The sequence below is a fragment of the Bacteroides acidifaciens genome, assembly GCF_903181435.1.
In the GTDB taxonomy this organism is placed as follows: domain Bacteria; phylum Bacteroidota; class Bacteroidia; order Bacteroidales; family Bacteroidaceae; genus Bacteroides.
The window spans coordinates 1,276,439-1,289,991 of record NZ_CAEUHO010000001.1; the positions used below are offsets into that span (position 1 = coordinate 1,276,439).

A 13,553-nucleotide genomic window follows, 5' to 3' on the forward strand; every position below is an offset into this window, starting at 1 on the left:
TTATCTTTTAAAATCGAAAGACTGGTCCCAATCCTTCCAAATCGGTTCACGCCCCAACTTCTTCAAATCACGTTCCACTTCAACCGCTTTCCGTTCATCGCTGACATGGAACTGCTCCAATGTCTGGGGATAACTGTAATATCCCCCCGGCTCTGTCTTACTTTCCGCACTCATGGTTGTTACGCCCAGTGTTGCCATGTTATTCCGGATTTCTGCGCTTTCGCGGGTAGAATAGGAGATGTCCACATCATGGTCGAAGATACGCATGGCGAATGTCAGTTGTGCCAGCTCACGGTCGTTCATGATAACGTTCGGTTGGAAACCGCCATTTTCCGATGGGCGCATACGTGGGAAGTTTACGCTGTATTTGGTTTTCCAATAATGTTTTTGCAGATAGCGCAGATGATATGCCATCATCGTTACATCTGTCCGCCATTCTTCCAGACCGATAAGGACACCCATGCCAATCTTATGTACACCTGCCTGTCCCATGCGGTCAAAACCGTTGACACGCCATTCAAATTTAGACTTCATGCCTCTTGGATGATACGTCTTGTAGTTTGCTTTGTTATAAGTTTCCTGGAAACAGATTACACCGTTCAGTCCATGTTTTGTCAGTTCCTTATACTCTTCCGCTTTAAGCGGCATTACCTCAATTTGTAGATTGCTGAAATAAGGCTTTGCCAAATCCAGCGCACGGGCGATATACGGAACTCCGGCTGCCGCAGGGTTCTCACCCGTCACGAGCAGGAGATTCTCAAAAGGAGCCAACCGCTTGATGGCTTTGTATTCATTGATAATCTCTTCCTCTGTCAGTATCGTCCTCTTCATCGGATTGCTGATGTGGAAGCCGCAATAGACACAGGAGTTAGTACATGAATTGGTCAGATAGAGCGGGACAAACATGGAGATTGTTTTGCCGAACCGTTCCATCGTGTATTTTTGGCTGAGGCGTGCCATCACTTCCAGATAAGGAGTGGCAGCGGGTGAAATCAGCGCCATAAAGTCGTTGACGTCCAAATGCTCTTTCTTGCCTAGCGCACGGCGTACGTCGGCATCTGTTTTGGAATAGATGGCTTTTGTCGTCTCTTCCCAGGATATTTTTTCTAATTCGTCTGAGAACATTCTTATTAAATTAAAAATTAAAAATTGAGAATTGAAAAATGAGGTTGAGAGGTTGTCAGAACCTTTTCCCTCTTTTTACTTCTTACTCTTTTTTAAGTCACGTGATAACCGCATCGCACAGAAGTTCGGGCCGCACATCGTGCAATATTCTCCGTCGATATGATGTCCTGCACGGAAATATGTCTGTGCCCGTTCTGGGTCGAGGGACAAGTCGAACTGGTCTTTCCAGCGGAATTCATAACGCGCTTTGCTCAGTGCATTGTCCCGTACCTGTGCGCCCGGATGCCCTTTGGCAAGGTCTGCGGCGTGAGCGGCAATTTTATAGGTGATGACTCCTACGCGTACATCCTCTTTATCCGGCAAGGCAAGGTGTTCTTTCGGAGTTACATAACAAAGCATTGCCGTACCCAACCAGCCTATCTGTGCTGCACCGATAGCAGAAGTGATATGGTCGTATCCCGGAGCAATATCCGTCACCAACGGGCCGAGCGTATAGAATGGCGCATCGTGGCACTTCTCAATCTGGCGTTCCATATTCTCCTTAATCTTGTGCATCGGCACATGACCGGGTCCTTCGATAAATGCCTGCACATTCTTGTCCCAGGCGCGGAGCACGAGTTCTCCCATCGTGTCCAGTTCTGCAAATTGGGCTTCATCATTGGCATCATAGATGGAACCCGGACGCAGTCCGTCACCTAAGGATACCGCTACATCATATTCTGCCAGAATATCACAAATATCGTCAAAGTGCTCGTACAAGAAACTTTCCCGGTCGTGAACCAGACACCATTTGCTCATAATACTTCCCCCACGGCTGACAATGCCGCACAACCGCTTGTCGGCAAGGTGCACATTATGGCGACGGATACCCGCATGAATCGTAAAATAATCCACTCCCTGCTCACATTGCTCAATCAAAGTGTCCCGGTAGATTTCCCAAGTCAGGTCTTCCACTACACCGTTTACCTTTTCGAGTGCCTGATAGATAGGAACCGTGCCGACCGGAACGGGACAGTTGCGGATAATCCACTCGCGTGTCTCGTGGATGTTCTCTCCTGTGGAGAGGTCCATCAGAGTGTCACCGCCCCATTTGCAGCTCCACAATGCTTTTTCCACCTCTTCATCAATGCTCGAAGTAGTAGCCGAGTTTCCGATATTCGTATTGATTTTTACCAGGAAGTTACGTCCGATAATCATCGGTTCCGCTTCCGGATGGTTGATGTTGGCAGGCAGTACGGCACGACCTTCAGCTATTTCCTTGCGGACAAATTCGGGAGTGATATGCGTCTTGATTCCCAATTCCTCGCAATTCATATTTTCGCGGATGGCTACGTATTCCATTTCGGGGGTAATGATGCCTCTTTTCGCATATGCCATTTGAGTGATAGCTTCTCCCTTTTTCGCGCGATAGGGCAGGGAGATATGTTCAAAACGCAGGTGGTCGAGACTTTTATCATCCCGTCTCATCCGTCCGTATTCAGAGGTGATTTCAGGAAGCTGTTCCACATCACCGCGACCGACAATCCATTCTTCGCGCATTCGCGGCAACCCTTTTTTAAGGTCGATATTCATCTCTGTATCACTGAACGGTCCGCTGGTGTCATATACATATACCTCGGGGTTCGGTGTCGCTATCTTTTCTTCGCCTTCAAAACTGACACTGGGCACTTGTTCCACTTTCCGCATAGCCACACGGATATTCGGAAAAAGTTTGCCGGGTAAATATACTTTTTGAGAGCGGGGGAATTTTATTCTTTGTTCCATAATTGTTGTTTTATTGTCAACTACTTATTCATGATTATTTATTCAGAAAAGCAGTCAGAGGTGAGCTTGCTTCCGCTATGAAATTATCGGCTTGCAGCCCTAATACCGCTTCGTAAGCCTGTCTTCCGGCTTCGGTGGCAACTTTGAAAGCCCTTGCCATCTCTACCGGGTTTCCGGCAACGGCGATTGCCGTGTTCACCAATACGGCAGAAGCTCCCAGCTCCATCGCTTCGGCAGCATGGCTTGGCGCGCCGATACCGGCATCCACTACAACGGGGATACCCGCTTGTTCGATAATGATTTGCAGGAATTCTTTGGTTTGCAGACCTTTATTTGTGCCAATCGGAGCACCGAGCGGCATAACGGTCGCTGCGCCGGCTTCTTCCAGACGCTTGCAGAGCACAGGGTCGGCCTGGCAATAAGGCAATACGACAAAGCCTAGTTTCACCAGCTCTTCCGTAGCTTTCAATGTCTCGATAGAGTCGGGAAGCAGATAACGGGGGTCGGGATGGATTTCCAGTTTCAGCCAGTTTGTTCCAAAGGCTTCACGGGCCAGTTGTGCGGCGAATATAGCTTCTTCCGCATCGCGCACGCCGGAAGTATTGGGCAATAACTGGATATTCGGATGGATAATATGTTTCAGCATGTCGTCCTCTTTGTTGTCCATGTCGATACGTTTCATGGCAACCGTAACCATCTCTGTGCCCGAAGCCAGGATGGACTGTTCCATTACTTCATTGGAATTGAATTTCCCTGTTCCCAGGAAAAGGCGGGAGTTAAACTCGCGTCCTGCAATTACTAACTTTTCCATTTTGTGTATTTTAGTTGATTATTCAAATTTTGTTCTTCTGTCTGAATTAAAATCCCATTTATCATCTGACAAATTATTAATCACTATCAATGATTCTCCGTGTTTCCTCTACCGGATTCTCCGCCCGGAGAATCGTGCCGGACATGGCAATCCCGTTGACTCCTGTACGGAGAATGGCGGGAATATCCTCAGCGGTAATTCCACCGATAGCCACGACAGGCAGTTCGATGTTCGCTTCTTTCATCTGCGACATGATAGCGACATATCCTTCCAAACCCAGTACAGGGCTCAGATTCTTTTTGGTAGTAGTAAACCGGAAGGGACCGATGCCGAGATAATCGGCTCCGGCACGGTAATGCTGTATGACATCTTCGAATGTATTCGCCGTACCACCGATGATAAAGGCTTCTCCGAGTATCTGTCGTGCCTGGTCGATAGGCATATCTTTCTTACCCAGATGCACTCCATCCACTTCGAGCTTCTTGGCCAGTTCGACGTGGTCGTCGAGAATTAACATAGCTTCATGCTCTTTGCAAAGCGGTTTCAGTTGCAGAGCTACTGCTTCCACCTCTTCGAGAGAAACTTCCTTCATGCGTAATTGAATCCATTTGCATCCGCCTTCGAGAGCCATGCGTGCCGATTCGAGGTACGAATACCGTTCGGTCTGATGCGTGATAAATTGTAGACTGACCATTCCGTTATCCCCCGCAAGCCGCTTTGATAATAACCAGGTTGTCGTTCTCATGAAGCGTGAAACGTTTCCACTCGGTGCGTGGAATCATTTTGTTGTTTACGGCGATAGCGATGCCCTGAACCGGAAGTTCGAGTTGCGCTGTCAGTTGTGTAAGGGTAGAGTCGGGAATCATTTCCACCTCTTTGTTGTTCACTTGTACTTTCATTGTCCTATCAGAATAAATAAGTTGAAAGTAAATACAAAGAGCGTGCTTTTATAGAAAGGCGATAAGAAGAAACACAATCCCTACGTCAGTACTAACTGCATCAGGTTCCTAGGGTATAATCTCAGCCCCTCATGGGGCACCCCTTTGTCTTTACGGAGGCAAAGTAAGCGAAAAAGAAACAGAAAAACACTAAATCATCAGATTTTTTTCATTATTGTCGTAAAAAAAGGCCGCTGTGATTTTCACAGCGACCTTTTCATTAGTATAGTTTAGTTAATAAATCCAGTTACATTCTTTTTTCAACCACATTCCAGTCGATAATGTCCCACAAGGCGTTGATGTGGTCGGCACGGCGGTTTTGGTAATCCAGATAATAAGAGTGTTCCCACACATCGAATCCGAGAAGCGGCTTCAATCCGGCACGAACAGGGTTGCTGCCGTTTCCTTCTTTGGTGATGTGCAGTTTGCCGTTCTTGTCAACGGACAACCACGCCCATCCCGAGCCGAACAATCCTACTGCTGCTGCGTTGAATTCTTTCTTGAAGTTTTCAAAGCTGCCGAAGTCTCGTTTGATAGCTTCTCCCAGTTTGCCTGCCGGTTCCTTCTTTGTTGGTTTCGGGGCAAATTGCAGGAAATACAGGTTGTGGTTCAATACTTGTCCGGCGTTATTGAATATAGCTCCATCCGGTGCTGTGGCAACGATTTCTTCCACCGTTTTACCTTCATATTCTGTTCCCGGAACGAGGCTGTTCAGATTATTTACATACGTTTGTAGATGTTTTCCGTAATGGAAATCTATTGTTTGCTGACTGATTACAGGTTCCAACGCATTGTTTGCGTAAGGAAGTTTAGGCATTTCGTAAGTCATGGTCATTATAATTAAAGACATTAATATACTATTCATAATGTTACAAGTTTTAATTGGCTTGATATACTATAATAACAGAAGCCTTCCGCAAAATGTTCACAGTATCTTGTTTTATTTATAAATATACTGTATACGTTCCACTTCGTTCGGGTTGTCCCGGTTCGTACGGTAAATCCATTGTCCCGTATTGTCATATTCGTAGTAAGAATTTCCATCAATCCGGTTCCCGTATTTATCGTACAGGCAGGTCAGGCAGCCGGACGTTTTCTGGTTGTTGCCCATAATCCGCTGGTAGACAATCTGCGTCAGGTAACCGTATTTATCATACTCATAAGCATCCTTTTGCGAGATAACCTGGTCGGGGGAATTGGCGAAAAGCAGGTTCTGGTGTTGTGATGCGACCAGTCTGCCCTTATCATCATATTTATTCGCGGTGTATGCCTGGAGTTCACCGTTCTTATTGTATTCCTTGGCTTCGGTCAGCAGTCCTTGCTTGTTATAAGTGCTGATAATGAGCTTTCCGTCCGTATATTTAAGTGAATCGCTCTCGATGCTTCCATCGGCACCGATGCGGCATGTCCGCCGGTAAATGTCCGTCTTGGTTTTCGGATTCGTCTGTACTTCAAAGATGCAGCGACCTTGTGGGTCATATAGCCTGTTCGTTTGTACTTCATTGCTTGCCTGCCCGTTTTTCATGGTCAGTGAAAGAGTAGAGACGAGTTGCCCTTTATCGTCATACGAATAAGTGGTCGAGATATTTCCTGTGCTGTCGTTTTCGGCAGACTTTATCAGTCGTCCCGCATTATAATATTTCACGGAAGTAGGAGTGGAGATGATGGCTTGCAGGATAAACGGTGTCCGTAACGCATTGGCTTGGTCGCGAAACTCTTTGTATTTATGCGTACTCAGAAATTCCTGCAACAGTCCCAGAGATTCAGAACTGACAATAGCCGGCTTCAAAAGCTCAAAATCGGCTTTCTCGCTGAGATACTCAAGGTCACCCAAGTGTGTACGTGCCGTGGTGTTCAGGTAAGGAGTATGTTTATAGTCGTCGATAATTTGCCGGATAGCGGTCGCGTTTCCCCCTTCCCGCAGGCTGTCGATGCTGTGGAACAGATAATTGTCATATAACGCTTGGGCTTCAGCCAGAAACGGACGGGTATCCTTGTCCGTGAAGAACTTCTGCATGGCGGGATTATCAAAGAAAGCCTTGAAATTCTCCTGTGTCGGATTGCTTTTCACAATCTGATAGAGCCGCTTGTTCTCGGCAGCGTTGACCTGGGAGGCGAATTTCCCGTTCGGGTATTCCGCCATATATGTCTGATAAATACTGGGTGCGGGTGCTTTCAGTATGCTTTCCAGTAATGCCATTTCGCGGATATCCCGTATCTTCTGCATCAGTGCGGAGTCTGCCGGATAACCGCTTGAATGGATACTGTCCATCAATGTCCGGCTGAACGGAATCCGGTCTTTCGAAGCCTCTAATATGTAGATAATAGATTGCTCCGCTTTGTCCTGTACGTTGGAAATCTGAATTTTCTCCTCTTCGCAGATGTTGGGGAAGTAGGCTTTTGCTGCCTTCTCGTAGCAACCGAAATAATTGGTGGCAGCCTGTTCGCTCTGGTTGTTCCACAGTTCGTTGAGGACATCCAGCAGTTCCAGTTCCTCGGCATAATATGCCTGCGTTTCATCGTCTACCTTTTCTCGGTTTTTCTGCCATTTGTCAGCGTCGTTGTCATTCAGATACCTGAGCAGTTTTTCCATGCGGCTCTGCTTCTGTGCCATGGCCTGTGGAATATAGGCGACCAGGGCTAAACTCAAAATAATCGATAAAAATATACCTCTTTTCATTGCTTTTGGGGGGTTAGGTTAAAATAGTTAGTGATGAAAAATCGTAAAAATACCTTCATTCTCGAATGAATGTTATACTTTTGTATTGAGAACAAAATTGAACGCCGAGGGTTTGTTAAAAAACCTCATTGTTTTTATAATGCTGTTATGAATACCAATTATATAGAGGAACTGAATGAGAGTCAGTGTGCAGCAGTGACTTACAACGACGGTCCTTCACTGGTGATAGCCGGTGCGGGTTCGGGGAAGACGCGCGTGTTGACTTATAAAATTGCCTATTTGCTGGAGAACGGTTACAATCCGTGGAACATCCTCGCACTGACCTTTACCAATAAGGCAGCGCGTGAGATGAAAGAGCGTATTGCCCGCCAGGTGGGTATGGAGCGGGCGCGTTATTTGTGGATGGGGACTTTCCATTCCATTTTCTCCCGTATCCTTCGTGCCGAAGCACAGTATATCGGATTTACTTCCCAGTTTACCATTTATGATACTGCCGATAGTAAGAGCCTGCTCCGTTCCATCATCAAAGAAATGGGGCTTGACGAAAAGACCTATAAGCCAGGGACTGTGCAATCCCGCATCTCCAACGCCAAGAATCATCTGGTCACTCCTACGGGATATGCTGCCAATAAGGAAGCGTACGAAGGCGATATGGCAGCCAAGATGCCCGCTATCCGCGACATCTATACCCGTTATTGGGAAAGATGCCGCCAGGCGGGAGCCATGGACTTTGACGACCTGTTGGTATATACCTATATCTTGTTCCGTGACTTCCCGGAAGTCCTGGCCCGCTATCGGGAGCAGTTCCGCTATGTGCTCGTAGACGAGTATCAGGATACCAACTATGCCCAACATAGCATCGTCCTGCAACTCACCAAAGAGAACCAGCGTGTCTGTGTCGTAGGGGATGACGCACAAAGCATCTATTCTTTCCGTGGAGCGGATATTGACAATATCCTTTATTTTACGAAAATCTATCCTGATACGAAAGTCTTTAAACTGGAACAGAATTATCGTTCTACGCAAACCATTGTCTGTGCTGCCAACAGCCTGATTGAGAAGAACGAGCGCCAAATACGGAAAGCCGTATTCTCCGAGAAAGAGAAAGGGGAAGCTATCGGTGTGTTCCAAGCATACAGCGATGTGGAAGAGGGGGATATTGTGGCGAATAAGATAGCCGAACTGCGCCGCGAACATTCCTACGGCTATGCGGATTTTGCTATCTTGTATCGTACGAATGCGCAAAGCCGTATTTTTGAGGAAGCTCTTCGGAAGCGGACGATGCCTTATAAGATTTACGGCGGACTTTCATTCTACCAACGAAAGGAGATAAAAGACGTTATCGCTTATTTCCGTCTGGTGGTGAATCCGAATGACGAAGAAGCGTTCAAGCGTATCATCAATTATCCTGCCCGTGGCATTGGAGATACTACCGTCGGCAAGATAATATCGGCAGCCACCGATAATGGAGTCAGCCTGTGGGCAGCGCTTTGCGAACCGTTGAGCTATGGCTTGAATATCAACAAAGGGACACATGCGAAACTTCAAGGTTTCCGTGAGTTGATAGAAGGCTTTATTACCGACCAGGCAGATAAGAACGCATACGAGATTGGAACGGATATTATCCGTCAATCCGGCATTATCAATGATGTTTGCCAGGACACTTCTCCTGAGAATCTGAGCCGTAAGGAAAACATAGAAGAGTTGGTAAACGGTATGAATGATTTCTGTGCTTTACGGCAGGAAGAAGGCAATCTGAATATATCCCTAACTGATTTCCTTTCGGAGATTGCGTTACTTACCGACCAGGATTCCGATAAGGCGGATGACGGGGAGAAGATAACTTTGATGACCGTCCATTCCGCCAAGGGATTGGAATTTAAGAACGTGTTTGTAGTCGGTCTGGAAGAAAACCTGTTCCCTAGCGGTATGGTAGGAGATTCGCCACGTGCGTTGGAAGAGGAACGCCGCTTGTTCTATGTAGCCATTACCCGTGCGGAAGAACATTGTTATCTGTCGTTTGCCAAAACCCGTTTCCGTTATGGAAAGATGGAGTTTGGAAGTCCCAGCCGTTTCTTGCGGGATATTGATATTGACTATTTACGGATGCCGCACGAAGCAGGAGTCAGCCGTTTGGTTGATGAAGGTGCGGGACGCTTCCGCAGAGAGATAGAAGGCGGATTTACCCGTTCTGCTTCTCCATCGCGTGCACCTTTCGGAAGTACCTCTTCTTTTGGACAGCGTGAACGGCCGAAGGTGCAGATAATAGCTCCCAGTGTGCCGAGAAACTTGAAGAAGGTAAGTGCGGTAGTCAGCAGTGGGGGAGCTCAGGTGTCGTCTTCCGGTTCTGCATCGGCGGCAGGAGTGCAAGCCGGACAAATGATAGAGCACGAACGTTTCGGATTGGGAGAAGTGATGAAAGTAGAAGGAACGGGAGATAACGCAAAAGCCACCATTCATTTTAAAAATGCGGGTGACAAGCAACTATTATTGCGTTTCGCTCGTTTTAAGGTGGTAGAATAAGAGAAGTAACACTAAATAGAGAGGTTCATGAAGAAACAACTAACAGTAATTTTGCTTTCCGCCTTGATTTTGAGCGGATGTGCGTCGGGGCGTATGGGTAATCCGGGAGCTATCGTAGCAGGTGCTTCTATCGGTGGTAGTCTGGGAAGTTCGATAGGCGGGCTTATCGGGGATAATAATCGTGGCTGGCGCGGCGGTTACCGTGGTTCTGCCATCGGAAATATTGTAGGAACTATTGCCGGAGCAGCTATCGGAGGCGCGTTGACTGCACCTAAACAAGCTCCGATAGAAGATGACGCTTATGTTCCTGAGATGCGTGAAGTCCGTGTTCAGAAATACAAGAAGCAGCCGCAGCAGGTTCAGCGCCCGCTTGCCCAACTGAAATTGCGCAGGATTCGTTTTATTGATGATAACCGCAGTCATGTGATTGATGCAGGGGAGAACAGTAAGATAATCTTTGAAATTATGAACGAAGGCCGGAAGCCTGTATATAATGTGGTTCCTGTCGTAGAAACGGTCGGAAAGGTGAAGCATCTCGGCATCTCTCCTTCGGTGATGATAGAGGAAATCCTTCCGAGCGAAGGCATCCGTTACACTGCCTCGATTCATGCGGGCGAGAAACTGAAAGACGGTGAAGTGACTTTCCGTGTAGCAGTGGCGGACGAGAACGGAATGATTTGCGATTCGCAGGAATTTACCCTGCCTACACAGCGCGGAAACTAAGGAAACAGCCGGAAATATCCGGTTTGAATATAGTGACGGTATGTGCCTGGGATAGTGACGCTATCCTGAGCACATACCGTCACTATGTTGGTGGGATAGCGTCACTATTTTAAAACGACAATAATATGGGGCAAATCTCAAATTCGGCTCATATTTATACAAGGTATGCGTAAAAACGTTATCTTTGTTTATGTTTCAACAAAAGCATTAACATTAGGCTATTCGAACGAAGAAGTTAAAATAGGCTTTATTGAGACGCTGATTCCTTCCTATCTCAACCAGCCAACCCGTGAAAGTAATTTCTATGTAGTTTCTTTCGTAAGAGACTTGATGAAAGGTGACATTGAGTAATGTCTTCTTCGTACTCGTTCTTTCTTCTCTTCTATACCTTATGATTTGGAAAACAATCAGGAAAAACACTATCAAACCATATTTTATTTGTTATTCCGTTTGATGGGGCAATATGTGGATGTAGAAGTCAAGAATGCCATTGGCAGGGCTGACGTAGTGATAAAGATGCCTGATGCGATTTATGTGCTTGAGTTTAAGGTAGACGGAACTCCCGAAGAAGCGTTTGCACAAATCAATAGTAAACAATATGCCATTCCTTATGAGATAGATCATCGTAAGGTTGTAAAAGTTGGAGCGAATTTCGATAGCGCAACGCGGACTTTGGGAGAGTGGGAGATAGAATATTCTTAGACAGAAATAAATAATTGAATCATATATACTTGAAATCAAACATTTTCTGCTTATCTTTGTTAGCATGAAAAAAGAAAACGGTAAAGGAGACGAACTTATGGCAAGTAATTATATTCGTTTCGATTGGGCAATGAAACGCTTGTTGCGTAATAAAGCCAATTTTGCAGTTCTCGAGGGCTTTCTAACCACTCTTCTAAATGAAAAGATAGTCATTCAGAAACTGTTGGAAAGTGAAAGTAATCAAGAGGACGAGTTTGACAAGTATAATCGGGTGGATATGCTTGCGGAAAACTCAAAGGGTGAACTCATTTTAATTGAAGTTCAAAACAATAATGAGTATGCGTATTTTCAACGTATGTTATTCGGCACTTCTAAATTGGTGACCGAATACATAAACCGCGGGGAAGGGTATGACAAAGTAAGGAAAGTATATAGTGTCAATATTGTATATTTCTCTTTAGGGAGTGGAAAGGATATCGTATATCATGGAAAAACTGAATTCCGCGGAATCCATCAGGGAGATGTTTTGGAATTGACTCCTTTCCAGAAACAGACATTCAAAGTAGATAGTGTGAGTCAGCTTTATCCCGAATATTATATTCTGAAGGTCAATGATTTCAATCAAGTGGCCCGGAGTCCGTTGGAAGAATGGATTTATTATATGAATACTGGTGATATACCTGATGGTGCGACAGCACCGGGGTTGGATGAGGCTCGTCAACGCCTGAAACTGGATAAGATGACTAAAGAAGAATTAAGTGCTTATTATCGTCATTTGGATAATATAGTAATTCTACGTGACAATATATATACCGAACGTGCGGAAGGTCGTGCTGAGGGCCGTGCAGAAGGTCGTGCTGAAGGTCATGCAGAAGGTCGTGCTGAGGGCCGTGCCGAGGGACTTATGGAAGGTCGTATGGAAGAAAAAAGAGAAATGGTACATAATATGAAATCTTTGAATATTCCACTTGATACCATTTCGCAAGTTACAGGACTATCCATTGAAGAAATAAAAAGTTTGTAGAAGGATTGCCCCCGAAAAATGTGAATTTTAAAATGATAAAGACAACGCTTCCATTTGTACTGGGAGCGTTTTTTTTATTCATAAAATAGGATACTCTGCTGAAACTGCGAGAATATTGTTTCTCGCACTATAGATATTGTTACGGTTTATTCGCGAATTAATTAAATAATGTTACCTTTGTGCTTGAAAAATATATAAAAAGAAATACTATGAGAACTATTTGTAGTAATTTGTTATTTGTGCGAATTGTGGATCCAGACAGACGAATGGCTTTGCTATTTTTCATTTTAATGATAATTCTTGTTGTTACATTAGAACGAATGCTTTATGCTTCAGGAGAAGTTGCACTTGCAAATAAGACTAGAATAACTTTATTGGAAACAATAGAAGATGGATTCAATGCACAATATAAGGCACTGGGACTATATGAGGCTGGTTATAAAATGGAACCAAATAGGAACTTTGAGCATTGTACTATAACTAGTTCTAAAGGTAAAAAAGTAAAAGATATTGTGGTTGAAGAAAACAAGGTCGTAGTGAGTTCGGATATTGATACTAGAATAAGTCATACCGTTTTAGCAGAAGAGGGAATAGATGCCGATGCTTGTTTATCTTTGTGGAGTAAGAAACTGTCTGCGGCTAATATTGTTTCTTGTCATGCATTACGAATACATATTCATACAGATAGTGCCTATGTACTTGCTTGTGGAGATTCTACGTTATTTTTACCAGAGTATAAAAAGATTGGTAGTTTTTACTCCGGACTTTCCAATGAAATTGAAGTAGAGCCTTTTATTCGGTATTCTTGGTTGACAGTTCTTAAAAACACTTCAATAACGATGGTGGTTATTGTAGAATTAATTATCCTTGTTCTTTTATTTGTTTGTTTTATCTATTATCTAAGAAAAAGAATAAAAAAGAGCATTCCTTCAGTAACAGATATCTCCCAATTAAATATAAAAATAGCGAATCTGCGTTATGTTTACAGTTCGCATGAATTTTATACAGATGATAATCGAAAGATCCGGATTACTAGCCAACCTGCATCTTTACTTTTGCTGCTTTTGAAAGCTCCCAATCATACGATGACAAAAGAAGAGATTATTTCATGTTTTTGGAGGTCGGAAGATAGAGGCGTAGAAGGTAGGTTGCGTCGTGTAGTGAGTGATTTAAGGTGTATACTTCGGGAAGAATCAGTGAATATATCTATTAAATCATCAGGAAATAGCTATTCTTTGATTGTTTAAAAAGTGCCATTTCATC

Annotated in this window: 11 protein-coding genes, 1 pseudogene and 1 riboswitch; of the genes and pseudogenes, 5 read left to right on the top strand and 7 right to left on the bottom strand. The window is 44.8% G+C overall.

The window, feature by feature from the left end:
- The 7 genes from thiH to CLIN57ABFB40_RS05215 form a co-directional block, all read right to left on the bottom strand.
- Complete coding sequence (thiH, locus tag CLIN57ABFB40_RS05185; RefSeq protein WP_175629182.1) at positions 1-1,125, bottom strand: 2-iminoacetate synthase ThiH; 1,125 nt, start codon at positions 1,123-1,125, stop codon at positions 1-3.
- A 75-nt stretch (positions 1,126-1,200) separates the two neighbouring features.
- Positions 1,201-2,889, bottom strand: a complete 1,689-nt coding sequence (gene thiC, locus CLIN57ABFB40_RS05190) for a phosphomethylpyrimidine synthase ThiC (protein ID WP_175629183.1) — start codon at positions 2,887-2,889, stop codon at positions 1,201-1,203.
- 34 nt (positions 2,890-2,923) lie between these two features.
- A complete protein-coding gene (locus CLIN57ABFB40_RS05195; RefSeq protein WP_175629184.1) occupies positions 2,924-3,700 on the bottom strand; it encodes a thiazole synthase in 777 nt (258 codons plus the stop codon).
- Between the two features lie 76 nt (positions 3,701-3,776).
- Entirely contained in the window at positions 3,777-4,394 is a 618-nt protein-coding gene (locus CLIN57ABFB40_RS05200; protein ID WP_175629185.1) for a thiamine phosphate synthase, read from the bottom strand.
- 4 nt (positions 4,395-4,398) lie between these two features.
- Complete coding sequence (gene thiS / locus CLIN57ABFB40_RS05205; protein ID WP_175629186.1) at positions 4,399-4,599, bottom strand: sulfur carrier protein ThiS; 201 nt, start codon at positions 4,597-4,599, stop codon at positions 4,399-4,401.
- Positions 4,600-4,659: 60 nt separating this feature from the next.
- Positions 4,660-4,753: riboswitch (TPP riboswitch) on the bottom strand.
- A gap of 132 nt (positions 4,754-4,885) precedes the next feature.
- Complete coding sequence (locus tag CLIN57ABFB40_RS05210) at positions 4,886-5,503, bottom strand: superoxide dismutase (protein ID WP_175629187.1); 618 nt, start codon at positions 5,501-5,503, stop codon at positions 4,886-4,888.
- 75 nt (positions 5,504-5,578) lie between these two features.
- A complete protein-coding gene (locus CLIN57ABFB40_RS05215) occupies positions 5,579-7,318 on the bottom strand; it encodes an RHS repeat protein (RefSeq protein WP_175629188.1) in 1,740 nt (579 codons plus the stop codon).
- A 147-nt stretch (positions 7,319-7,465) separates the two neighbouring features.
- On the opposite strand from CLIN57ABFB40_RS05215, the gene CLIN57ABFB40_RS05220 reads away from it, so the two are divergent.
- The 5 genes and pseudogenes from CLIN57ABFB40_RS05220 to CLIN57ABFB40_RS05240 all read left to right on the top strand — a co-directional run bounded on the left by CLIN57ABFB40_RS05220 (position 7,466) and on the right by CLIN57ABFB40_RS05240 (position 13,537).
- Positions 7,466-9,841, top strand: a complete 2,376-nt coding sequence (locus CLIN57ABFB40_RS05220) for an ATP-dependent helicase (protein ID WP_175629189.1) — start codon at positions 7,466-7,468, stop codon at positions 9,839-9,841.
- 27 nt (positions 9,842-9,868) lie between these two features.
- The gene (locus CLIN57ABFB40_RS05225) at positions 9,869-10,564 is read left to right on the top strand and encodes a glycine zipper family protein (protein WP_175629190.1); all 696 of its coding nucleotides are present in this window, start codon (positions 9,869-9,871) and stop codon (positions 10,562-10,564) included.
- A gap of 210 nt (positions 10,565-10,774) precedes the next feature.
- A pseudogene (locus CLIN57ABFB40_RS05230) lies at positions 10,775-11,266 on the top strand (PD-(D/E)XK nuclease domain-containing protein); the annotation flags it as partial.
- A gap of 64 nt (positions 11,267-11,330) precedes the next feature.
- Positions 11,331-12,290, top strand: a complete 960-nt coding sequence (locus tag CLIN57ABFB40_RS05235) for an Rpn family recombination-promoting nuclease/putative transposase (protein ID WP_175629191.1) — start codon at positions 11,331-11,333, stop codon at positions 12,288-12,290.
- Between the two features lie 209 nt (positions 12,291-12,499).
- Complete coding sequence (locus CLIN57ABFB40_RS05240) at positions 12,500-13,537, top strand: winged helix-turn-helix domain-containing protein (protein WP_254871700.1); 1,038 nt, start codon at positions 12,500-12,502, stop codon at positions 13,535-13,537.
- The last annotated feature ends 16 nt before the right edge of the window (positions 13,538-13,553 follow it).

Coding starts and splice junctions, on each gene's coding strand:
- CLIN57ABFB40_RS05225 (WP_175629190.1), top strand. CDS start 9,869: ATGAAGAAACAACTAACAGTAATTTTGCTTTCCGCCTTGATTTTGAGC.
- CLIN57ABFB40_RS05200 (WP_175629185.1), bottom strand. CDS start 4,394: ATGGTCAGTCTACAATTTATCACGCATCAGACCGAACGGTATTCGTAC.
- thiS (WP_175629186.1), bottom strand. CDS start 4,599: ATGAAAGTACAAGTGAACAACAAAGAGGTGGAAATGATTCCCGACTCT.
- CLIN57ABFB40_RS05215 (WP_175629188.1), bottom strand. CDS start 7,318: ATGAAAAGAGGTATATTTTTATCGATTATTTTGAGTTTAGCCCTGGTC.
- thiH (WP_175629182.1), bottom strand. CDS start 1,125: ATGTTCTCAGACGAATTAGAAAAAATATCCTGGGAAGAGACGACAAAA.
- CLIN57ABFB40_RS05220 (WP_175629189.1), top strand. CDS start 7,466: ATGAATACCAATTATATAGAGGAACTGAATGAGAGTCAGTGTGCAGCA.
- CLIN57ABFB40_RS05195 (WP_175629184.1), bottom strand. CDS start 3,700: ATGGAAAAGTTAGTAATTGCAGGACGCGAGTTTAACTCCCGCCTTTTC.
- CLIN57ABFB40_RS05210 (WP_175629187.1), bottom strand. CDS start 5,503: ATGAATAGTATATTAATGTCTTTAATTATAATGACCATGACTTACGAA.
- CLIN57ABFB40_RS05240 (WP_254871700.1), top strand. CDS start 12,500: ATGAGAACTATTTGTAGTAATTTGTTATTTGTGCGAATTGTGGATCCA.
- CLIN57ABFB40_RS05235 (WP_175629191.1), top strand. CDS start 11,331: ATGAAAAAAGAAAACGGTAAAGGAGACGAACTTATGGCAAGTAATTAT.
- thiC (WP_175629183.1), bottom strand. CDS start 2,889: ATGGAACAAAGAATAAAATTCCCCCGCTCTCAAAAAGTATATTTACCC.